The following is a 21,916-nucleotide window of genomic DNA, read 5'->3' as shown; positions in this document are numbered from 1 at the left end:
AACTACCTACTTTTATATTTAAAAAATCTATCAGGATCTTCAAGTATAATTCCAGCTCCTTTTATAGCATCAAGTTCTGGATTATCTGAAACGTGTCCCTTAAGATCTATTTTCTTTTCTATAAATTCTTTAAGTCCTTTTATATTAGATAAACCACCAGTCATTATAAAACCATCATTTTTTATATCAGCCGAAAGTTCTGGCGGTGTTTTTTCTAAAACAAGATAAATCATATCTACTATCTTATCTGCAAAAGGAAGAATAATTTCAGCTAACTCTTCACTTCTTAATTTAATACGCTTAGGCTTAGCGTCTATTAAGTCTCTACCTTCTACATTCATTGACTTTTCTTTATCACTTATTTTAAGTGATAAAATTTCTTTTTTAATATTCTCTGCTGTATTTATCCCAATCTCAATCTTTTTATTGTTTCTTAGAAATGAAACAATCTCTTTATCTATGTAATCACCACCTAAATTCATAGTTTTACTGGCAACAATTCCATTTAAACTAACAAGGCAAACTTCACTTGTACCTGCCCCTAAATTTAAAGCTAAAACTCCTCTTGGATCTTCTGGACTAAGTCCTATACCAAATAAAGCAGCCAGTGATTCATCAACCATAATTACATCCCTACTTCCAGCATGTAAAGATGCATCTTCAACTGTCCTTTTCTCTATATCAGTAATTCCACTTGGGACACAAACAACTACCCTTGGTTGAATTACTGAAAAACCTGGATTTATTTTTTGAAAAAAGTAATTTAGCATAGCTTCAGTCAAGTTAAAATCTGATATTACTCCCTTTTCTATAGGTTTTTGAACAATAATATCATCCGGAGTCTTACCTATCATATCTTTAGCAGGCTCCCCTATAGCTTTTATAGCCTTATTTTGATGATCAAGTACTAATAGTGATGGTTCACATATTACCACACCCTCACCTTTTTTATAAACTTCAATACTTGAAGTACCTAAGTCGATTGCTAGGTCCTTTGCTATTATTCTAAAATTCATCTAATCTTACTCCTATATAAAATTTTCTTCTCTAAAACTATAATATTCATCTAGTCCTATTATTATGTGGTCTAGTACTTCAATATCTAATATTTTTCCTGCATCTATAAGTCTATTAGTTGTTAGCATATCACTTTTTGATGGATTTGAATTTCCACTAGGGTGATTGTGAACAAAAATTACGGATTTAGCACTCTTTCTTACTGCCACAACAAAACACTCTCTAGGATTTACTATGGAGGAATTTAAATCACCAGTAGAAATTAACTCCTTTGATATAATAACATTTTTAGTATCTAATAATATAGCATAGAAATGTTCTTTTTTTGTGTCTAAAAATTTATTTTTCATCAACTTGTAAACATCATTAGATGACTTAATTTTGACTATTTCTTTATTTAGTATTCTTTCTGATAGTCTTCTACCGAATTGAATACCTGCTATAATCTTACTTGCCTTAGCAAGTTTTATACCTTCAATTTCACAAAGTTCTTCTACAGTAATTGAAATAAGTTCATCACTAGAAAACTTGTCAAGAATATCCTTAGAAAGTTCTATAGCATTTTTACCTTGAGAACCAGTAGAAATTAAAATTGCTAAGAGTTCTTCATCACTTAACACTTCATATCCTTCATTTTTTAATCTTTCTCTTGGTCTTAAAGATTTGTCTATATCCATAATTTTTTTCATGTTATACTGCACCTATTTTTTTTAAATGTTCAATAATAAAACCTGTACTTAATCCCACAAAAAATCCTGTAAAAATCCCTATAAAAACTAGTATAGGAAAATAATAAAACATCTTTAAATTAGACATAAATACCGCTGCAACTATTATTTGCCCAAAATTGTGAAAGAAAGCTCCTAGTTCACTTATACCAATTAATGAGAAATCATCTCCTATTTTTTTTAATCCTATATACATTGCTGTGGTTGAAAAAATAGCCCCTACAAAAGAATAGAAAAATGACATTACCTGTCCTGTTATTAAAACAAGTAAGAGTGATTTTAAAGCACTAACAGAAAGTGATTTCTTATAATCATAAATGTATATTGAAACAAATATAACTATATTTGAAAAACCGAGCTTTGCACCAGGTATTGGTACGGGCATAGGTATCATAGACTCTATTAAAGATATAGCAAGAGATAGGGCTGTTAGTAAGCTTAAATTTATATAAGTTTTAACATTTGATTCCTTCATCCTACCACCTTATCTATTCCATCATCTTTGCTTTTTTCATCATCTTCTTCTATAATTTCTAATATAAGTCTATGTGGCAGACATACTATTGTTTCTCCACTTTTACTTATAGCTGGCATATGGGTACAAATAAGATCTCTACAATTTGCTTCTTTCATATTTACTTTACCATCTTTTATTTCTACAACATTGTACTTACCATTACCTATTTCTATTTTAAAGGTCTTATCCTTATCTAGTGGATATTTTCCATATTCTTTTCCATTTAACTCCACTAATAAATAATCCCCATTTACATTAGATTTAAATCTTTGCACAAAAAAAGCCATCAAAATACTCAATAGCAAAAGCGACACTATAACAATCAAATCTCTTCTTTTAATTTTCATAAAATACCTCTTTTAAAGTTTATCATTTAAGCTTTGTTAATGTCAATTTTTAAAGCTTAAAAGAAAAAAATACAAATTAAAATCAAAAAATCCAAAATATTACAAAGCTGATTAAATCTCATCTTTTTCCTATATTTTAATATTTAGACATCCTATATAAGCTATTTATAAATATAAATTATAAGATAATCTAGCTAAAAGAACATATATGAAAAAAATCCTTATATTGAAGGAATAATAATTGATTCTATCTAAAAGATACATATTAATATTTAATATTTTTTAAAACTTTTATAAAAATTTATAATTTTAATTATTTCTATTAAAAAAGCATCAACAATACCAATAAATAATTGATTTTGTTAATGCTTTGAGATTGATTAACTTTAAATAGTTTTATTAAAATTATTACCTTACTTCTATACATTTAGCTGGACATTTTTCAGCAGCTTCTTTTAGAAGTTCAATATCAAGTTCGTTTGATATAGTTTCTTTTGATAGGAAATTTTCCATTGAGAATCCTTCAGGATAAGTTCTTGCACATATTGAACAACCTATACAACCTACCTTACAATTTCCTCTTACATCTTTTCCCTTGTCATGTGATGAGCAAATAACAATTGCCTTTTGTGAATATGGTACAAGCTCAATTATATTTTTTGGGCAAGTATCTACACAAGCCCCACATGCTACACACTTTTCTCTGTCAACAACGCTTACACCATTTTGCATATGTATAGCATCAAAGTCGCATGCCTTAACACATGAACCACATCCTACACAACCATAATTACAAGCTTTTTTTCCACCAAATAAGCTAACTTGAGCTCTACAATCTTCTAAACCTTGATATTCAAATAAGTCTTTAGCATTATCACAGGTTCCATTGCATTTAACTACCGCTACTTTTTTTTCGCCTGCACCAGCTGGTTCAACACCCATGGCCTCTGCAACAGCATCTGTTGTAGGTTGACCGCCTATAACACAAGCTGAAACTGGAGCTTCTCCTTTAGCTATAGCATTCGCACATCCATCACAGCCTGGATATCCACAAGCACCACAGTTTGCACCAGGTAGTGCATCTCTTACTCTTTCAACAATAGGATCTGTTTCTACTTCAAATTTTGTACTTATTACACCCAATAACATAGCTAAGATAAAACCTAAAACAGCTAATACTATTGTTGGTATTATTATATTCATCATTTTACTTCTCCTCTATGCTAATCCTGCAAATCCCATGAAGGCAATTGACATTAGTCCTAAAATAATCAAGGATATTGGAGCACCTTTGAAAGCTTCAGGAAGATCATTGTCTTCAACCTTTTCTCTTATTGATGCTAATATTACTAAAGCTATCAAAAATCCTACTGCAGCAGCAACTGAGTTTACTGTTGTCTCTAACAAGTTATATGAATCGTTAATATTCTTTATTGCTACACCCAAAACAATACAATTTGTTGTAATAAGTGGTAAATACACACCTAAGGCTTCATATAGATTTGGCATTGACTTTTTCATTATCATTTCTACAGTTTGCACCAAGGCAGCTATTACTAGTATGAAAACTACGGTTTGCAAGTATCCTATATTTAATGGATTTAATATGTAATATTGAATAACCCAAGTAATAATAGAAGAAAGTGTAACTACAAAAATTACAGCAGCTCCCATTCCTTTAGCAGTCTCTACTTTATTTGTAACACCTAAGGTAGGACATATACCTAAAAATTGTCCTAATACATAGTTATTTACAAATATTGATGCAATAATTATTGAAAATAAATTAGACATAATTTCCTCCTAATTATTTGCTTTTTTCTTTTTACTATTTGATATAGCACTTGCTACAGCAAACATAATACCTAATATAATAAATGAAGATGCAGGTTGTACTAAAAATCCAACTGTAAAATCTTTTGGAATTATTCTAATATCCAATAGAGTACCATTACCAAACAATTCTCTAATCGTTGCAAGTATTGATATAGCTATAGTATAACCCAAGCCTTGTCCAAGACCGTCAACAATTGATGCTAGTGGTCCATTTTGTGAAGCAAAGCCTTCAGCTCTTGCAAGAATTATACAGTTTACAACTATAAGTGGAATAAAGATTCCTAGTGATTCATCAAGTGCTGGCAAATATGCTTTTATTAGCATTTGTACCATAGTAACGAAACTTGCAATTACAACTATAAATGCTGGTATTCTTACTTCATCAGGTATAAAATTTCTTAAAAGTGAAATAACAAGATTTGACAAAGTAAGTACAAATATTACAGCAGCCCCCATTCCTATCGCATTTGATAAGGATGAAGATATAGCAAGTACAGAACACATACCAACCATTTGTACGAAAACTGGGTTATTTGAAAATATCCCATCTTTAAATACTTTTAATAGCTTAGGTGAATGTTTTTTTCTTCTTTCTTTTTCTTTTTGAACATCTATAGGTTTTCCAGTTTGTCTTTCCATATCTATCCCCCTACTTTATGCTTTCTAATACTTCTCTTGCAGTATTGATACCATTTACAATAGAAGTTGTAGATAGTGTTGCTCCTGAAATTCCTACAATTTCATTTTCAGATCCAGATTGTGAAGCACCAACCTTATTGTCCATGCTTACTCCCTTAACACCTTCTTTAAACCAATCTTCTTCCATTTGAAGACCAAATCCTGCAGATTCTGAATGTTTCAATGGAGAAAATCCTGTTATTTTATTGTCACTATCAACACCTAATATGAACTCGATGTCTCCACCATATCCACCCTTAGAAATGATATCGAACACATAACCCTTGTCTCCATCAGCCTTATATACTCCTACTATAGAAGCAGGAAAATTTCCTTTTACTTCTTCAAAATTATTTGCCTCTGGGAAAGCCACCTTTAATGATTCGTTTAATTTTTCTTGATCTGCTTCTTTTATAATTGGCTCTGTAATTGAGTTTGTAAAAGCTAGAACCAAGGCTGACACAGCTGTTATAATTAATAATTTGATTCCTAATTTTAATGCTTTACTCATCTTTTTCCCCCTTATCATTAGCATGACCAAATACCTTTGGCATTGTTTTACTATCTATAAGTGGTACTAGTAAATTCATTAGAAGTATTGAATAAGATACACCTTCTGGGTAGCCACCAAACACCCTAATAACAGATGTTATAAGTCCACAACCTATTGCGAATATTATCTCGCCATTTTTTGTAACAGGACTTGTTGTATAGTCAGTTGCCATGAAAAATGCACCTAACATCAAACCACCTGACAATAGTTGTTCTAATATTCCATCAAAAGATTTGTTAAAAATAACCAATAAAACTGCTGTTGTTAATATGTAAACTAAAGGTATTCTTAAAGAAATAACTTTTCTAAAAACTAGATATAAGGCTCCAATCAAAATGGCAAGTGTTGAAACTTCACCAATACATCCACCCATATTTCCTATAAACATATCTATAAGTGATAGTTTAGACCTATCAGATAATGCTGTTGCAGCTGATACGGCTGAAACTCCACCCGGTGCTACAAAGTAAGACATTGAACTTGACCATGAAGCAAGTAAAAATGCTCTAGCTCCTAGGGCTGGATTTACAATATTTTGTCCTATACCACCAAAAAATTGCTTACATATAACTATAGCAAAAACCGCACCTATAACTGTTTGCCAAATTGGCATTGTAACAGGTAGGTTATAAGCTAAAAGTAAACCTGTAACTACTGCTGACAAGTCATTTATTGTAGACTCTCTTTTCATTACCTTATTTGAAATAAACTCTGCTACCACACAGCTTATAACTGAACATAAAATTAAGATTAATGCTCTAATTCCAAAGAAATAAACGCCCGCTAAACCTGTTGGAACCAAGGCGATTATTACATCGAGCATCTCTTTACTAACAGTTCTCTCGCTTCTTAAATGAGGAGAGGATGATACTACTAAATTATTTTGCGCTTGCATTTAATTCTCCTCTACTTTCCTGCTTGACGTATTTGTCTTTTTCCAAATCTTATAGCCTCTACTAAAGGTCTTTTGGAAGGACAAATATATGAACATGAGCCACACTCTATACAATCAAGTATGTTTAACTTTTGTGCCTTATCAAATTTTTCTTTAAGTGAATATTTATGAATTAATAAAGGCATTAATCCCACTGGACATACGCTTACACACTTTCCACACCTAATGCATGGATTTGTAATTGGTGCTTTAGATTCTTCTTTATTTAAAACTAAGATACAATTTGAAGCTTTTTCTACTGGTTGTTTAATATTTGGTTGAGCAATACCCATCATAGGTCCACCATTTATAACCTTACCAAAATCTTCCTTGAATCCACCTGCTTCATTTATCATATCTTCAAAGCTAGTACCAATCCTAACTAGGAAATTAGATGGTTCTTTAATGCCATGTCCTGTTACTGTAACGTATCTTTCAATAAGAGGTTTGTTATAATAAACTGCCTCATAAATTGCATTAGCACTTGACACATTGGATACAATAACACCAACATCCATTGGCAAGCCACCTGATGGGACTTCTCTATGTAAAACTGCATTTATAATTCTTTTTTCATCACCTTGAGGGTATTTTGTCACCATAGTTGCAAGCTCAAGTTTTGAGGAGTTCTTATCAGCTAATGCTTTTTTTATTTTTTCTATAGCATTTGGCTTATTATCTTCTATAGCAATAATTCCCCTTTTTGCATCAACAGCCATGACTAATAGTTCAAGTGCATCAACTATTATCTCAGGTTTTGTTTTTAAAAGAAGATCATCACATGTAACATAAGGTTCACATTCTGCACCATTTATAATAACAGTATCAATTGCTTTATTTGGTGAATATTTTATATGTGCAGGAAATGCTGCTCCTCCCATACCTACAAGACCATTTTCTTTCATCCTATTAACTATTTTTTCTTTAGTTAAATTAAGGATTTCTTCTTTTTCAAACTTCATCTCTTGGTCATAGCCTTCAGTGTTAATCACTACAGCCTTACTATTTTTACCGCTAGCTGTTTGAATGTCAATTATACTGTCTACTTTACCATTTACTGATGAATGGATATTAGCTGAGAAATTACCTACAGCCTCACCTATAAGCTGTCCTATTTCGACTTCGTCGTTTTTCTTAACTAAACATTTGCTTGGAGCTCCAATGTGTTGAGTCAAAGGAATAGTAACCTTTAAAGGAATCTTAGCGATTTTTAGATTAGTATTCTCGCTTAATTCCTTAAACTCTGGAATCTTAACTCCATTGTCAAATGACAAATTTTCTAGAGCCATAATCTCTCCTTTCATTTTTTATGTATAAACACATTATAGTTTATTTCACGATATTATTCAATAATTAAAGCAAATCTGTTTTTATTTTCTTTAAAAAACTCTTATAGTTTTTAATAGCTAATTTTTTCCTATTTGATAAATCTTCTTGCGTTGGAAGCCCATCTTCATAGAAAACTTGCATCAAATCATAGTTTGCATTAATTTTTATAACATATTGTCTGGTTTCTTCAATTGGAATATTACTAATTTCTGGATCATACCTATCTATTATTCCATCCTCAATCCACTTATCAACATTACCTATTCCACCATTATATGCAGCAAGAGCTAAATCCTTATTGTTATAATATTTATATAAATAATTATAGTATCCCACTCCAAGATTTAAATTATAGTCTACTTCCTTAAGTTTATCTGGTAAATAATCTTCACCTAAAATCTCTGCACTGTGTTTTGCAGAATTTTCTAAAAGTTGCATAAGTCCCATTGCATCTTGACTAGAATGAGCATTTATATCAAAATCACTCTCTACTTTTATAATAGATGATACTAGCAAAGGATCTACATTATATTTTTCTGAATATTTATATATTTCTTCTTGATAGGCTATTTTTTGTCTAGATGTTTGGTAGGCTATTAGTGAAAAACTAATCACAACCACCATCAAAAAACTTATAATTATTAGTCCAAATATTTTAAGTATACTTTTTAATACCTTCATACTTTCTCCAAATCTTTTAAGGCTCTATTCACTTGTTCTTTAAGATTAGATAAGTCAGAACTATTATCAAATACAATGTCTGATTTTTCTTCCATTAGACTTTGATTTTGACTTTCTATTTTTTTTATAGCGTAGTCTTTTCTTATCTTATCCCTTTTAATTAGCCTTTTAATCTGTATATTTCTATTCGCTTTTACAAGCCATATATAATCACATGAAAATTTCTCTTTCATTTGAAAAAACAAAGGAATTTCAACAAAAATTAAATTACCTTTATAATTTTCTATCATATGATTGATATGATTAATAATATTTTTATGACTTATTTTATTTAAAATTTCTCTTTTTTGGGGATCATCAAAAATTATTGAAGCCAAAACTTTTTTATCAAGCTTACCATCTAAAAAAGCTCCTTTAAATGCATCTATTTTTTTTATAGCAATATAATTTTTACCACCTTCTTTTAAAAGTTCTCTATTTACTAAGTCTGCATCAATAACCTCATACCCCATATCTCTTAAAATTTGTGATAAGGATGACTTACCACTAGCAATAGTTCCTGTAATTACAATCCTACTTGGATTCATACATACTATCTCCAGAATCTATATCAACTAAAAGTGGAACTTTCAAATCTGCTGCATCTTGCATAGATTTTTCTAAAATTTCTTTAGCCTTATTCTCATCTTCTTTTCCTACTTCAAGGATTATTTCATCGTGAATTTGTAAAATAATTTTTGCATCTATTTTTGATTTTTTTAAATTCTCATAGGTTTTTATCATGGCATATTTTATAATATCTGCTGCAGAACCTTGAATTGGTGTATTAAGTGCAACCCTTTGGCCAAAACTTCTTACATTGAAATTTTTAGAATTTATTTCAGGCACATATCTTCTTCTATTAAAGATAGTTTTTACAAAGCCATCTTCTTTTGCCTTATCTACAATTTTTTTCATATATTCTTTTATTTGTGGATAAGTATTTAGATAATTATCTATATATTCTTTGGCCCTTTTTCTTGGAATATTTAAGTTTTGACTTAAACCATAATCACTGATTCCATAAATTATCCCAAAGTTTACCGCTTTTGCCTCACTTCTTTGAAGTTTTGTAACCTCATTAATTGGCGTATTAAATACTTCTGATGCTGTCTTTGTATGAATATCTACAGAATAAGAAAAGGCATCCTGCATCTTTTTATCATCTGAAAGGTGGGCTAGAACTCTTAATTCAATTTGTGAATAATCAGCATCAACTAAAATCTTTCCCTCATCTGCCTTAAAAGCCTTTCTTATTTTCCTACCCTCATCAGTTCTTATAGGTAGGTTTTGAAGATTAGGTTCAGTTGAAGAAAGTCTTCCTGTAGCTGTAACATTTTGTTTAAAGGTAGATCTTATTCTTCCATCTTCATCTATACATTCTTCTAAAGATTCAAGATAGGTTGATTTTAATTTAAATAACTCCCTATATTTTTCTATTTTTGGTATAATTTCATGTTTATCTCTAAGCCTTTCTAAAACTTTAGCATCTGTAGAAAATCCAGTCTTAGTTTTTTTGATAATTGGTAGATCTAAATCTTCAAATAAAACTTTTCCCAATTGTTTAGTAGAATTTATATTAAACTCAGATCCAGCAAGCTCATAAATATCATCTTCTAACGATTTGATTTCAACTGATACTTCCTCTTTAATCTTTTCAAGTTCTTCTTTTTTACAAACAAAGCCAACAATTTCCATCTCTGATAAAACTTTTGAAAGCTTTATTTCACAATCCTTATATAGGTCAAACATTGTAAGTTCAGTAAGCTTTGAGATTAAGATATCTTTGGAGTCCTCTATGGCATTAAGTGTTGATGCCATATACTTTCCAAGTATTTCTTTATTCAAATCTATAAATAACTTTTTCTTCTTACCTTTACCTAGCAATACTTCTTTATTTTCAACTTCATATTTAAGATATACTTGTGATAAAGCCTTAATATCATAAGAAGACCTTGATGGATCAATAAGATAATGCATAAGCATTACATCATCATATGGTAATTCTACATTAATACCTATTTTATTAAGAAGAACTATATCTTCTTTTATGTCAAATGACACTTTATTTATTAGCTTATCTTCAAATATATCTTTGAAGTTTTTAACAAAATCATCATCCAAGTCGTATATATAAGTTTTTGAAGTATCTGATTTTATAGCAATAAAAAGTGGTTTTGAATGGATGTAATTTTCTCCATCATAGATAGTCTTAAAATAGAAGTTTTGGCTTTTTTGAATTTCATCAATTATTTCATAATTTTTGCTAAATTCATAAGAAAAGTCCAAACTTTTTTTTATCTTTTCTTCACTATCTTCAAATTTTTCTAAAAATTTATTAAAGTTATATTTTGAAAACTTTTCCTTTAAAGAATTTAAATCAGGTTCTTTTACCCTTATATCATCTAATTTAATTTCTACTGGAGCATTAGTTACAATAGTACCTATCTTTTTACTTAAAAAGGCAATAGCTTTAGAATTTTCTAAATTTTCCTTTGTCTTCTTTCCTGAAATTTCATCTAAGTTTTCATAGAGACTTTCCATAGAACCATAATCTTGAATGAACTTAATAGCTCTTTTTTCACCTATTCCATCAACACCCGGAATATTATCACTTTTGTCCCCCATAAGTCCTTTAACATCTATAAGCTGTTTTGGAGATAGACCATATTCTTCTTTAATAGTTTTTTCTGTAATCTCTTCCATTTGAGATATTCCCTTACGTGTAAGATAAACTACAACTTTTTCATTTACAAGTTGAAAATAATCCTTATCCCCAGTAATTATTACAGTATCTAGTCCATCATCTTTTGCAATTTTTGCAAAAGTTCCAACAATATCATCAGCTTCATAACCATCTATATCCAAATATCTAACATTTAAAGAATCTAGTATATCTTTTAAAATACCAAATTGATAATTTAGTTCATTTGGAGCCTTATCCCTATTTGCCTTATAATCTTCAAATTCTTTGTGTCTAAAAGTTTTAGTCTTTTTATCAAAAGCTACAAGTATATAATCAGGTTTGTATTCTTCAACAGCCTTAAAATACATTGTCAAAAATCCATAAACACCATTTGTCATAACACCATCAGCGTTTGTAAGATTTGGGAGGGCAAAAAAAGCTCTAAATATCAAGCTAGATCCATCTATTAGCATTACTTTTTTACTCATACAATTCTCCTTTATATTAGTATAACATATTTTAAAATCTAAATTAAAAAAGTAAGTAGCCAATAAACTACTTACTTAAGTCAATAACATAATCATAATCATCTTTATTTATAGACGAAATATTATTCTTTGTGATTATATCCGTATTATCTTTTTGAAAAATATATCCTATCATATATTTATAATATCCGATTTTATCTTCATTTAATACTATTAAAATATTTTTGCTATGGTCTGGCATACTATTATAAAACTGATCAAGTTTATTTTTTACAAATATATTTTCTGAGTTATTATACATATCCTTATAATTAATAAGTGTTACAAGTGTAAGTAAAATAATTGAAATAGATATAATTAAAAAGTTTCTAAATGACTTATTAATTAATAAATATATAGCTAATAATATTAAATAAAGGTCAATTGTTTTACTATATCTATCAAATGAAGCTAGATTTATAGCCTCAAACGTAGGCATTGAATATAAATACATATAATAATTGCCTAATTGATAAATAATATATATAGTAGCTAAACTTATAATTATTTTTAAAACTCTATTTTTTCTATTACTTAATAAAAATACTATAACTAAAACTATAAAAAATAAAAATATAATTTTTTGCTCTAAAATTGCATTTATAAATCTCTCACTTATTAATCTTATGTCTTCACTTGTCTTAAGAGAAAAATTTGTCTTATAACTTTCTATATCTAGACTATGTTTGCCAAATTCAGTAAAAGTTTTATGAATATGAAATGACCAAGATCTTTGACTTATACATAAGCTTAATAGAGAGAAAATTACAAGTTTTAAATCTTTTCTTATATATTTATATATTAAATAGAATACTATAAGAATTGTAAAATAAACACTAGAGTTTTTAATAAGACTTGTATAAAGTATTATTGGAAAAATCATTAAAGAACTACTCTTATTATTTATAAAATCATTCTCATAAACATATATCATACTTGCAAAACCACTTGTCGATATAAGCGTATCTACTAACAAACTATTTACTGGTGTATTAAAATATAATACTGTTATTGCTAAAATAAAAAACAAAAAAACACTTACTAAATTTTTCTTGAATTTACTAAATAATACAAAATACCCACTAAGTATAGCAAATCCATTTACAAACATTGCACCAAATTCTGAGTATGAAAAAAAGTTCATTATAGCATATATAAAATAAGCGGACATTTGAGGGTAAGTATTAAATAAAATATATTTATCACCTTCATTATTTAGTCTATTTGTTTCAATCAAAAATTTAGATATTCTAGCCCAATGACTAAAATTATCGTAATGAAGCATTTTTTTATTAAAAAGTATTAAAAATAAGATTATGAGTAAAACTAAAAAAAAACAATAATCCTTCAATTTTAGTAAAGCTTCTTTTTTTTTGACTATTATAAATATAAAGTATATTGAAAGTATTATATCAAACACATATATGCCTATCTTCATTATTGAAAAAAGTGCTAAAATATATACAAAACTAGATATTACACAAACATATAAAAATGGTATAAATGATGTAGAGATTTTAATTTGTTCTTTAATAAACAAAGAAAATCCTAAAAAAGAAAAACTTATAAGAATCAAATTTATAACTAACATAATATCTCCTATTGATAAAATCATACTGTATAGATTTTTATTTTGCCGATTCTAAACTTATCAAAATAAAAAACATAAAACTATTATATTCTTTAATTAAAAATATACTTATCTTGTATCTTAAATGATACTAAGAATATAAGGCTATCTACTCCTATCTTTATAATAGATGAATCTAAATTTATCATATAATATATCTTATCTACTAAAAATGCAGATAATATTAATTGACTTAACCATAGAAAAATATATTTAAGAAATACGTTCTTATGATTGACATCATCATTAAAAACCAAGTTTTTATTTACTGTATAATTAAATAAGCCAGAAATAATCCTAGCAACTATCGTTGAAATCCATATGATAGGTGAAAAGCTTGTAAACATATTCTTTAAGATTTTTACAAGTAATGTATATGAACTTATATCTACTATCCAAGATGAAATAGATGATAAGATAAATTTAAAAAATGTCTTAAACATCACTAAATAAATCTTAAAAGAATCTTTTATTGGATTAAAATGGGTTTCACTATTGTTGTCAAAATATACTGTTTTTATAGGAATTTCTTCAATTTCTATATCATTTTTTGAAGAGTAGATAAGCATATTTATCTCATATTCAAATCTCTCGCCTTCAAGATCTAAGAAATCTTCTAAATGTTTTTTTGATATTGCTCTGAGACCTGTTTGAGTATCATAAATTTTATCACCAAACATAATTTTATAAACAAAGCTAGTTATTTTATTTCCAAATGCACTTTTAAAAGGAACATTATCTTTATTAAAATTTCTAGAGCCTAAATAAAGTTTATTTTCTTTTGATAGTCTAAGAATATTAGCTATATTTTCAATATCAGATACATTGTGTTGACCATCTGAATCTGCTGTTATGACATAAGAAAAATCATTGTAATTATTTAATATATAATTAAAAGAATTCTTTAATGCTCTTCCTTTCCCAAAATTTTTATAGTGCTTAAATATTTCTATACCCTTACATTTTAAATCGTCGAAAAATTTTTCATAATCTTTACTACAGCCATCATCCACTATTAAAATTCTTTCAAATCCTTTTTTCCTTAAATCATTTATGTAGTTAAATAGAATTTCTTTAGGTGGATTTAGGGCTGGTATTAATATTATAATATCCTTCATAATTTCCTTACTTTTTTTCTTATCATTTTCATTCTAAAACAAAAGCAGGCCTAAGCCTGCAAACATGGAAAAATAAAAAATCAATGGTGCTGGTGGTGGGACTTGAACCCACACGCTCCGAAAAGCAACAGAGTTTGAGTCTGTCTCGTCTGCCAATTCCGACACACCAGCATTAATAATACTTGTATATTATATCATTAATTAAAACTCCTTGCAAATTTTTTATAATTTTCTAAAATCTTTTATGTCTTTATAAAGCTTTCTTAACTTCACTCTAATTTCTTTTGCATTTCTAGAATAGTAAAATTTAATTCCTAATATTGCACAAGTTATTCCCAATATCGATCCTACAATAACATCTGAAGGATAGTGAACATAGAGATATAATCTAGAAAATGCTATTAAAAACGTAAGTATTGTTGCCATTATATTTATCGTTTTTGATTTAGAAAACAAGAGTATTACTGTAAGCATACAAAATGAAATTGCTGCATGTCCAGATGGAAAGGATGGATCGGTTGGCTTCAGTATCAAAAGCTTTATTCCATCAACTATCTCAAAAGGTCTTGCCCTATCAAACAAAGGTTTTAATATTAAATTTACTATTATAGTATTTACAATTAAGGAAAAAATCATTATTTTTCCTATATTTTTATACTCTTTTGTTGTAAGAAATATTAATATCAACAATATCCAAAATATACCCATATTACCAAGAGCTGTTATACTCGTCATAAGGTTATCTAATAAAGGTGATTTTAGAGTATTTTGTATAAAATTTAATATTGATATATCTATTTTAGTTATAAAACCCATATTAACTCCTCAGCAAATACTATTATTATTTTATCACAAATCAAATAATAAAAAAAGGCTCAGTTGAGCCTTTCTTTTAGTCCACTTTAGTATTAATCGTATCTGTGACCATTGAGTCAGCCTGCCTAATTCTTTCTCTTTGAACTTCATCTACTTGGTCATAATATTTTCCGCCTTCAAGAAAATCAGTTGTATTATATACTTTTGCATATGCGCCATAATCATCATATCCATGGCCTACCCATATAGGATAAAATTCTACCTTATCAAGTCTAATTTCACCAGTAGCAATATTTTTTTCAACTCTAATATCAAAGGCTACAGTTTGTTCAGTTCTAATATCTCCCAAGCCTTCTAATGATTGCATGGAAATAAAATTACCACATGAGTATGCAATATATCCTTCTCTTCCATCTTTTGCTTTATATGATTCTGCTGGTTGAACTACATGAGGATGGTTTCCTATGACAATATTTGCTCCCCATTCTATCATATTTCTTCCAAGTTCTACTTGAGCTTGACTAGGGTAAGATTCATATTCATTTCCCCAATGTGGATAACAAATTATTAAATCTGCCTTATTTTTCTTGGCATCTTCTATATCATTTTTAATTAATTCGGAATCTAAATAATTTATTAAATCTTCTGGTTCATTTTCTGTAATAATAGATTCAAGACCATTTATACCATAAGTATAGGAAAGAACTGCCAATTTTATATTTCCTACATTCCTATATAAAATTTTATCTCCATTCTTAATTCTTGTCCCAACATGGTCTATATCATTTTTATTCATATAAGATATAGTGTCGAATATTCCCTTTTCTCCTGAATCTGCGGAATGATTATTTGCAGTAGTTAAGATGTCAAATCCAGTATCTTTTATATCTTTAATATAATCTACTGGTGTGGTAAACATAGGATATCCTGATGCTTCCTTGTCAGGATTTACTGAAGTTTCAAAATTACCTATTGAAATATCAGAATCACTCACAAAATCTTTAATATATGAAAATTGACTAGAAAAGTCATAAGCTGTTTGACCTGCTGAATAAAAAGCATGATTTACTTGTGACATATGAGCCATTATATCTCCAAATGCTTTTATTCTTATTTTTTCTATATTATTATTCTTCTTATTTTCTTTATCATTTACTATTTTGGTTGAAATATTTGACTTATAATCTTTATCACTTGTTTTTTCAGGGTTTTTTATATCATCAATTAGCTTTACAATACTTACGACTTCTTTTGAATTGATTTTTTCTTCATTTTTTACTTTACATGATGATAAAGAAAAAAATATCAAAGAAAATAATAAGATTTTTATAATTTTTCTAGTATATTTCACATGATTTTCCTTTTTTATCTATAATATAACAAAGTTTTGTTGATTTTCCTAAAATGATATTTGATATCTTATAGCTATAATGCATAAAATTAAGGCCATTGGTACATACAAGTATCTACCAAGATAATACCAAGCGTTTTTATGTTTTATCTTAGTACCCTTATTTATCTCATCTAAAAGATCTTCTTTTTTCATAACCCAAAACCATGATATTGCACCCATTATAGCAGATATAGGGAGTATATAGATTGTAACAAAATTCATCCAAACTCCCCATTTAGCTATAGGGTGTAAAAATAATCCTGCCATTAATACTATTGCCATTAATACTACTAAAACTAAATTTCTATTTAAATTATTAAATTTAGATGTAATAGCTTCTGCCACAGTTTCAATCATAGACTGAACAGATAGAACTCCTGCGAATACTATAGCTATATAAAGAATAACCGCAAATAATCTTCCTCCAGATATATTTTGTAAAACTTTAGGTAAAACTACAAAAATAAGCTTTGGTCCTTCTGACTGAGAAAATCCAAATGCAAATGTTGCTGGAAGCATAACAAATGACGAAAGCATTGCTGCAATAGTATCAAGTACAGCGGTTATAGTAGAATTATGAACTATATCTTCACTTTCAGGAAGGTAGGAGCCATAAACTACCATAACTGTTGATACAAGAGATAGGGAGAAAAATGCCTGTCCCATAGCTGCAATCCACAATTTTATATCAAACAACTTGCTTACATCCATACTAAAAATAAACTTATAACCTTCAAACGCCTTATCTAAAAAAGCAATTCTTACTGCTAAAATTATAAATAAAATAAAAAATAAAGGCATCATAAATGAGTTAGTTTTCTCTATACCTTTAGTTCCATATGCAAGTGTTAAAAAAACTATAATTACTAGTAAAAGATGTTCTTTTAATAAGACAAAATCTTTAGTAGATATTGACTCAAACCACACATTTGAATCAGTACTCAATAGACTTCCATTTATTGAATCTATAAGAGCTTTTAGTACATAAGTTATAACAACTGTATAACCTATTGCTAAAAGAAAAACTCCAATTAAAGGAATCCACCTAATAATTTTTCCTAATTTTTCATTACCCCTACTTTTCCAAACACTTTTAAAAACACCCATAGGGCCTGACTTATACTTCCTACCCACCGCACTTTCAGCAGCAAGTCCTACTCTTCCAAATATAAATACAAAAAATAGATAGGGAATTAAAAAGGAGAGTCCTCCATTCATTCCAAGCTTATAAGGAAAAGCCCACACGTTGGCAAGGCCTACTGCGCTTCCAACACAAGCCATAATAAATCCCCATTTATTAGTAAATTTTCCATTATTTTCCATAAAATTCTCCATTAAAATGTTACTTTAAATACTAAGGCTAAAATTGATAAAATAATTGCTATTGGTACATATACATATCTTCCAAGCCTATACCATTTAAGAGAAACTTTCTTATCTGCTCCTTGGTTAACTTCATCCAATAATTCTTCCTTTTTCCAAAAATAAAACCAAGTTATAGCTCCTATAGATGCACCTATAGGTATAATATAAATGGAAACAAGATCCATCCAAGGTCCCCACTCATTTATTGTTTCCATATTAACTCCTACTATAAAAGTTATAAGACCAATAATAGTTAAGGCTTTGATTCTACTTATTTTCTTAAATCTATGCATTATTGATTCTACAATCACTTCAAACATATTTTGAAGGGAAGATACACCTGCAAAAATAACAGCTGTGTAAAGTATGATTGCAAATATACGACCACCTTTTATATTTTGTAAAACAGTTGGTAATACTTCAAATAAAAGTCCTGGTCCACCAGCTTGATCTAGGCCAAAAACCAATACAGAAGGCACAATTACACACGATGATAAAAGTGCTGCGAGAGTATCAAATATAGCTGTTGACTTTGTTGCAGATATTATATCCTCATCCCTATTTAGATAAGAACCACAAACAATCATTCCACTACCTGTTACAGAAAGAGAAAAGAAAGCTTGTCCCATGGCATTAACCATAGTTTTAAGATTTAACTTATCTAAATCTAGCCTAAACATATACTTATATCCCTCTAAAGCATTAGGTAAAGAAAGAATATAAATTGCTATAATTACAAATAAAATAAAAAATGCTGGCATCATAATTTTATTGGACTTCTCTATTGTATGAGCTCCTTTTAAACAAGTAAAAAGTGTTACTGCTATAATTATAAAATGATAAAAAACAACTGAATAATCTTTTTGTGAAAAAGATTCAAACCAATCTTTACTATTTCTTACTAGAAGTTCACCACTTAAAGAATCTACCAAGGCCTTTAATACGTAAGTTACAATTACTGCATAACCTATAGCTATAAATAGCGAACCTATTAGAGGAATAAATCCAATATTTCTACTTATAAAACTATGTTTTTCATTATTTTTCTTGGAGTTTAAAGCATACTCATAAGAACCTAGAGTTCCTGTTTCAGCTCTTCTACCTATTGCAAATTCACTAGATAAACCTACATATGCAAAAATGGATACAAACACCAAATAAAATAAGAGAAAGATTAGACCTCCGTCTTGAAACTTATAAGGAAATCCCCAGACATTCGCCATTCCAACTGCACTTCCTACCGCCGTTAGGATAAAACCTAATCTAGACGAGAATTTTCTTTCATTATTCATATTTACTCCTTTGCTTTAACACGCCAAGGTGTCGGCGTGCTATTGAACTTTTTTTATTATATCATAAGAAGTTAAAATATGGTAATTAATTTGGCTTAAAAAAAGAAAATCTTCCTATAGAAATAAGTTTGCAATTGTCATCAAATACATCACAATCTATATTTACAATATGTCTACCTTTCTTTCTAACATTACATTTTGCATATAAATAAGCCGTATCATGGGCTGGTCTTAAAAAATTTGTATAGCCTTCAGTTGTTACAATTTCTACTTCACCAAAAATTTCAGATGCTTTCTTACCACATGCCGTATCAATTAGGGTCATAATAACCCCTCCATGAACTATATTATTAATATTTAGACAATAATTTTTTATAGGTATTCTGGTTAATATTTCCCCATCCTTATCCTTTATATATTCTATTTCAAGATAATCAACAAAATTCATCTTATCTCCTTTCTATACTTTAAATTTTATTATAACATTTTTTTATAAAACATTTTACTCATGTTATAATAGTTTTATATTTGATGGTGACTTATGGAAAAAATATTATATATCCTATCATCAAAGTCTGGTAAAACTGAATTTGATATAGGAAAAAATGATTTAAAAAAACTTTATAAAAATAGAAAAAACGATGTTAAAATCATAGAAACAAACTATAAAAATCACGCTAAAAATGCGACTTATGATTTTATTAAATCTAACAAGGATGTTAAAAAAGCTATTATTGTTGCAGGCGGAGATGGTTCTTTAAATGAAATCGCTGAAATTATTTATAAATATGATAGAAATAATTCATCTTTAGGACTCATACCAATGGGAACTGCTAATGATTTTTCTAAAAATTTCTCTTACAAGAATTTTTCAATCAATAGTCTATTAAATTTCAAAAATAAAAAGATTGACTTAATTAAGGTAAATAATTCAATATGCATAAATGTTCTCTCATTAGGTTTTGACACTATTGTTTTAGAGAATGCTTACAAGATTCTCGATAAAAATCCAAATCTTGGAAAAAAAGCCTATCTACTTGGAGTTTTAAAATCTATTCCCAAGATTTCTTATAAAGACCTATATTTAAAATTAGAAGATGATAAGGGAAATATGTTAAAATTCAATGATAAGTTTCTTTTATCAGCTATTTGCAATGGTGGATTTTATGGATCTGGTTTTAACCCAGCTCCATCTGCAAAAGTTGATGATGGAGTTTTAAATTTAGTTTATGCTAAAAAAATACCAACATTGCTGCTTCCATCTCTTATAGTCAGATATAAGTATGGAAAACTTGAAAATTCAAAGTATCTTAAGGAAATAAAGGTTAAAAAAGGTCTTATAAAAGCAAAAGAGGATATTCTTGCAAATATTGATGGAGAAATTTTCAAATCTAATAATATTGAATTTGAAATCATAGAAAAAGCAATTAATTGGATATATTTTAATTAAAAATTGGCCAAAAGGCCAATTTTTAAATATTTTCTTTTAAAAGTTTGTCATAATCTTTTTTAGATAAGTATTTTGGTGCTATATCAAGTACTGTATAAGCACCATATTTTTCTTCTTTATTGAATCTATAAATAGCCCTAGCATAGGCTAAATCTACTGCTGCTGTAAAATCAGGATTACTATCAAGATCAAGTCTAAATTCAATGGTTGATAGGTTATTATTAGCCGACTTACCACTTCTAATTACTCTTCCTCCATGAGGCATTCCCTTGTGATTTCTGTTGAGTTCATCTTGACTTATAAAATGAACACTTGTTTCATACTTATCAAAGTAATTAGGGATTGACTTTATTTCTTTTTCTAATTCTTTTAGGTCATATCCTTCTTTGGCTACTGCAAAAACCTCTCTTACATGAGCATCTTCTGCTTTAAATTCTAAATTTTCACCATTTTTTACCTTTTCAATGTAGTCTTCCTTTGGAATAGTATATTGACTTGCATCAGCTATACCATCTATTGATCTTACTGCAGCAGAGTGTCCTTGACTTATACCCTTTCCCCAGAAAGTATAGGTATTTCCGTCCTCAAGTACTGACTCAGCATAGGTTCTAATTAAAGAAAATAAACCTGGATCCCAACCTGTTGATATTAATGCTGTCTTTTTATTATCTTTTGCTAGTTTATCCATCTTTTTATAGTAATCATAGATTTTTTTATGTGTATCAAAGCTATCAACAGTATTAAAATTTTCAATCAACTTAGGGGCTTGAATAAGTATATCTTTATCAGATGAACCACAAAGTATCAATACATCTATATCATCCTTATAATCATTAATATCATCTAATAAATAAAACTTATCTTCCTTTAAGTCTCTCCTTGTAAATATTCCAAAAAGTTCCATATCATCTGATCTTTTTATGAGACTTTCACATGATTTCCCTAAATTTCCATAACCAACTATTCCTATTCTTATCATA

22 protein-coding genes and 1 tRNA gene are annotated in these 21,916 nt (G+C 28.6%); 1 reads left to right on the top strand and 22 read right to left on the bottom strand.

Annotation, left to right across the window (positions count from 1 at the left end; translation table 11 throughout):
- Positions 1 to 2 precede the first annotated feature (2 nt).
- The 21 genes from mreB to HV819_RS03135 all read right to left on the bottom strand — a co-directional run bounded on the left by mreB (position 3) and on the right by HV819_RS03135 (position 19,934).
- Entirely contained in the window at positions 3 to 1,016 is a 1,014-nt protein-coding gene (mreB, locus tag HV819_RS03235) for a rod shape-determining protein (RefSeq protein ID WP_176269494.1), read from the bottom strand.
- Between the two features lie 12 nt (positions 1,017 to 1,028).
- Positions 1,029 to 1,706, bottom strand: a complete 678-nt coding sequence (gene radC / locus HV819_RS03230) for a RadC family protein (protein WP_154539076.1) — start codon at positions 1,704 to 1,706, stop codon at positions 1,029 to 1,031.
- A gap of 1 nt (position 1,707) precedes the next feature.
- Positions 1,708 to 2,220, bottom strand: coding sequence for a Gx transporter family protein (locus tag HV819_RS03225; protein ID WP_176269493.1), 513 nt, complete (start codon positions 2,218 to 2,220; stop codon positions 1,708 to 1,710).
- On the bottom strand, positions 2,217 to 2,609 hold the full coding sequence (locus HV819_RS03220) for a NusG domain II-containing protein (protein ID WP_154539080.1): 393 nt from the start codon (positions 2,607 to 2,609) through the stop codon (positions 2,217 to 2,219). The genes HV819_RS03225 and HV819_RS03220 overlap by 4 nt, the downstream gene beginning before the upstream one ends.
- A 408-nt stretch (positions 2,610 to 3,017) precedes the next feature.
- Positions 3,018 to 3,815: an RnfABCDGE type electron transport complex subunit B gene (locus tag HV819_RS03215; RefSeq protein ID WP_154539082.1), complete on the bottom strand. Its 798-nt coding sequence runs from the start codon at positions 3,813 to 3,815 to the stop codon at positions 3,018 to 3,020.
- Between the two features lie 12 nt (positions 3,816 to 3,827).
- The gene (locus tag HV819_RS03210; protein ID WP_154539084.1) at positions 3,828 to 4,403 is read right to left on the bottom strand and encodes an electron transport complex protein RnfA; all 576 of its coding nucleotides are present in this window, start codon (positions 4,401 to 4,403) and stop codon (positions 3,828 to 3,830) included.
- A 9-nt stretch (positions 4,404 to 4,412) separates the two neighbouring features.
- A complete protein-coding gene (gene rsxE / locus HV819_RS03205) occupies positions 4,413 to 5,084 on the bottom strand; it encodes an electron transport complex subunit RsxE (protein ID WP_154539086.1) in 672 nt (223 codons plus the stop codon).
- 10 nt (positions 5,085 to 5,094) lie between these two features.
- Positions 5,095 to 5,634, bottom strand: a complete 540-nt coding sequence (locus HV819_RS03200; RefSeq protein ID WP_154539088.1) for an FMN-binding protein — start codon at positions 5,632 to 5,634, stop codon at positions 5,095 to 5,097.
- Entirely contained in the window at positions 5,627 to 6,571 is a 945-nt protein-coding gene (locus HV819_RS03195; RefSeq protein WP_176269492.1) for an RnfABCDGE type electron transport complex subunit D, read from the bottom strand. Before HV819_RS03195 ends, HV819_RS03200 begins: the two co-directional genes overlap by 8 nt.
- An 11-nt stretch (positions 6,572 to 6,582) precedes the next feature.
- A complete protein-coding gene (gene rsxC, locus HV819_RS03190) occupies positions 6,583 to 7,899 on the bottom strand; it encodes an electron transport complex subunit RsxC (protein ID WP_176269491.1) in 1,317 nt (438 codons plus the stop codon).
- A gap of 64 nt (positions 7,900 to 7,963) precedes the next feature.
- A complete protein-coding gene (locus tag HV819_RS03185) occupies positions 7,964 to 8,620 on the bottom strand; it encodes a lytic transglycosylase domain-containing protein (protein WP_154539101.1) in 657 nt (218 codons plus the stop codon).
- Positions 8,617 to 9,207, bottom strand: coding sequence for a dephospho-CoA kinase (gene coaE, locus HV819_RS03180; protein ID WP_154539103.1), 591 nt, complete (start codon positions 9,205 to 9,207; stop codon positions 8,617 to 8,619). The genes HV819_RS03185 and coaE overlap by 4 nt, the downstream gene beginning before the upstream one ends.
- Positions 9,194 to 11,833: a DNA polymerase I gene (gene polA, locus HV819_RS03175; RefSeq protein WP_154539105.1), complete on the bottom strand. Its 2,640-nt coding sequence runs from the start codon at positions 11,831 to 11,833 to the stop codon at positions 9,194 to 9,196. Before polA ends, coaE begins: the two co-directional genes overlap by 14 nt.
- Before the next feature lie 67 nt (positions 11,834 to 11,900).
- Positions 11,901 to 13,463 carry a hypothetical protein gene (locus HV819_RS03170; protein ID WP_176269490.1) on the bottom strand — a complete coding sequence of 521 codons (1,563 nt, stop codon included), beginning with the start codon at positions 13,461 to 13,463 and terminating at the stop codon, positions 11,901 to 11,903.
- Positions 13,464 to 13,555: 92 nt separating this feature from the next.
- Positions 13,556 to 14,620 (bottom strand): glycosyltransferase, encoded by a 1,065-nt coding sequence (locus HV819_RS03165; protein ID WP_176269489.1) that lies wholly within the window; start codon positions 14,618 to 14,620, stop codon positions 13,556 to 13,558.
- An 84-nt stretch (positions 14,621 to 14,704) separates the two neighbouring features.
- A tRNA-Leu gene (locus HV819_RS03160) sits at positions 14,705 to 14,791 on the bottom strand.
- Between the two features lie 51 nt (positions 14,792 to 14,842).
- Positions 14,843 to 15,436 (bottom strand): phosphatase PAP2 family protein, encoded by a 594-nt coding sequence (locus HV819_RS03155; protein ID WP_154539111.1) that lies wholly within the window; start codon positions 15,434 to 15,436, stop codon positions 14,843 to 14,845.
- Positions 15,437 to 15,512: 76 nt separating this feature from the next.
- Positions 15,513 to 16,787 (bottom strand): CapA family protein, encoded by a 1,275-nt coding sequence (locus HV819_RS03150; protein ID WP_176269488.1) that lies wholly within the window; start codon positions 16,785 to 16,787, stop codon positions 15,513 to 15,515.
- A gap of 48 nt (positions 16,788 to 16,835) precedes the next feature.
- Positions 16,836 to 18,152, bottom strand: coding sequence for a sodium-dependent transporter (locus HV819_RS03145; protein ID WP_176269487.1), 1,317 nt, complete (start codon positions 18,150 to 18,152; stop codon positions 16,836 to 16,838).
- 11 nt (positions 18,153 to 18,163) lie between these two features.
- A complete protein-coding gene (locus tag HV819_RS03140; protein ID WP_176269486.1) occupies positions 18,164 to 19,486 on the bottom strand; it encodes a sodium-dependent transporter in 1,323 nt (440 codons plus the stop codon).
- An 85-nt stretch (positions 19,487 to 19,571) separates the two neighbouring features.
- The gene (locus HV819_RS03135; RefSeq protein ID WP_176269485.1) at positions 19,572 to 19,934 is read right to left on the bottom strand and encodes a PaaI family thioesterase; all 363 of its coding nucleotides are present in this window, start codon (positions 19,932 to 19,934) and stop codon (positions 19,572 to 19,574) included.
- A 93-nt stretch (positions 19,935 to 20,027) separates the two neighbouring features.
- Here HV819_RS03135 and HV819_RS03130 point away from each other — a divergent pair, with 93 nt between their 5' ends.
- On the top strand, positions 20,028 to 20,936 hold the full coding sequence (locus HV819_RS03130; protein ID WP_176269484.1) for a diacylglycerol/lipid kinase family protein: 909 nt from the start codon (positions 20,028 to 20,030) through the stop codon (positions 20,934 to 20,936).
- 22 nt (positions 20,937 to 20,958) lie between these two features.
- Here the strand turns inward: HV819_RS03130 and HV819_RS03125 are convergent, their stop codons facing one another.
- Positions 20,959 to 21,915 (bottom strand): diaminopimelate dehydrogenase, encoded by a 957-nt coding sequence (locus HV819_RS03125; protein ID WP_176269483.1) that lies wholly within the window; start codon positions 21,913 to 21,915, stop codon positions 20,959 to 20,961.
- Position 21,916: the final 1 nt, after the last annotated feature.

This window comes from Anaerococcus faecalis (assembly GCF_013371425.1).
In the GTDB taxonomy this organism is placed as follows: Bacteria; Bacillota; Clostridia; order Tissierellales; family Peptoniphilaceae; genus Anaerococcus; species Anaerococcus porci.
Note: the sequence above shows the minus strand (reverse complement) of the source record. Positions and strands in the feature narration are given on the sequence as shown.

Excerpts from the sequence above, each read along its gene's own strand:
- HV819_RS03210 (WP_154539084.1), bottom strand. The coding sequence starts at position 4,403 with ATGTCTAATTTATTTTCAATAATTATTGCATCAATATTTGTAAATAAC.
- coaE (WP_154539103.1), bottom strand. The coding sequence starts at position 9,207 with ATGAATCCAAGTAGGATTGTAATTACAGGAACTATTGCTAGTGGTAAG.
- HV819_RS03170 (WP_176269490.1), bottom strand. The coding sequence starts at position 13,463 with ATGTTAGTTATAAATTTGATTCTTATAAGTTTTTCTTTTTTAGGATTT.
- HV819_RS03155 (WP_154539111.1), bottom strand. The coding sequence starts at position 15,436 with ATGGGTTTTATAACTAAAATAGATATATCAATATTAAATTTTATACAA.
- HV819_RS03185 (WP_154539101.1), bottom strand. The coding sequence starts at position 8,620 with ATGAAGGTATTAAAAAGTATACTTAAAATATTTGGACTAATAATTATA.
- HV819_RS03225 (WP_176269493.1), bottom strand. The coding sequence starts at position 2,220 with ATGAAGGAATCAAATGTTAAAACTTATATAAATTTAAGCTTACTAACA.
- HV819_RS03165 (WP_176269489.1), bottom strand. The coding sequence starts at position 14,620 with ATGAAGGATATTATAATATTAATACCAGCCCTAAATCCACCTAAAGAA.
- polA (WP_154539105.1), bottom strand. The coding sequence starts at position 11,833 with ATGAGTAAAAAAGTAATGCTAATAGATGGATCTAGCTTGATATTTAGA.
- mreB (WP_176269494.1), bottom strand. The coding sequence starts at position 1,016 with ATGAATTTTAGAATAATAGCAAAGGACCTAGCAATCGACTTAGGTACT.
- rsxE (WP_154539086.1), bottom strand. The coding sequence starts at position 5,084 with ATGGAAAGACAAACTGGAAAACCTATAGATGTTCAAAAAGAAAAAGAA.
- HV819_RS03195 (WP_176269492.1), bottom strand. The coding sequence starts at position 6,571 with ATGCAAGCGCAAAATAATTTAGTAGTATCATCCTCTCCTCATTTAAGA.
- HV819_RS03215 (WP_154539082.1), bottom strand. The coding sequence starts at position 3,815 with ATGATGAATATAATAATACCAACAATAGTATTAGCTGTTTTAGGTTTT.
- HV819_RS03125 (WP_176269483.1), bottom strand. The coding sequence starts at position 21,915 with ATGATAAGAATAGGAATAGTTGGTTATGGAAATTTAGGGAAATCATGT.
- HV819_RS03130 (WP_176269484.1), top strand. The coding sequence starts at position 20,028 with ATGGAAAAAATATTATATATCCTATCATCAAAGTCTGGTAAAACTGAA.
- HV819_RS03145 (WP_176269487.1), bottom strand. The coding sequence starts at position 18,152 with ATGGAAAATAATGGAAAATTTACTAATAAATGGGGATTTATTATGGCT.
- HV819_RS03135 (WP_176269485.1), bottom strand. The coding sequence starts at position 19,934 with ATGAATTTTGTTGATTATCTTGAAATAGAATATATAAAGGATAAGGAT.
- HV819_RS03140 (WP_176269486.1), bottom strand. The coding sequence starts at position 19,486 with ATGAATAATGAAAGAAAATTCTCGTCTAGATTAGGTTTTATCCTAACG.
- radC (WP_154539076.1), bottom strand. The coding sequence starts at position 1,706 with ATGAAAAAAATTATGGATATAGACAAATCTTTAAGACCAAGAGAAAGA.
- HV819_RS03220 (WP_154539080.1), bottom strand. The coding sequence starts at position 2,609 with ATGAAAATTAAAAGAAGAGATTTGATTGTTATAGTGTCGCTTTTGCTA.
- rsxC (WP_176269491.1), bottom strand. The coding sequence starts at position 7,899 with ATGGCTCTAGAAAATTTGTCATTTGACAATGGAGTTAAGATTCCAGAG.
- HV819_RS03200 (WP_154539088.1), bottom strand. The coding sequence starts at position 5,634 with ATGAGTAAAGCATTAAAATTAGGAATCAAATTATTAATTATAACAGCT.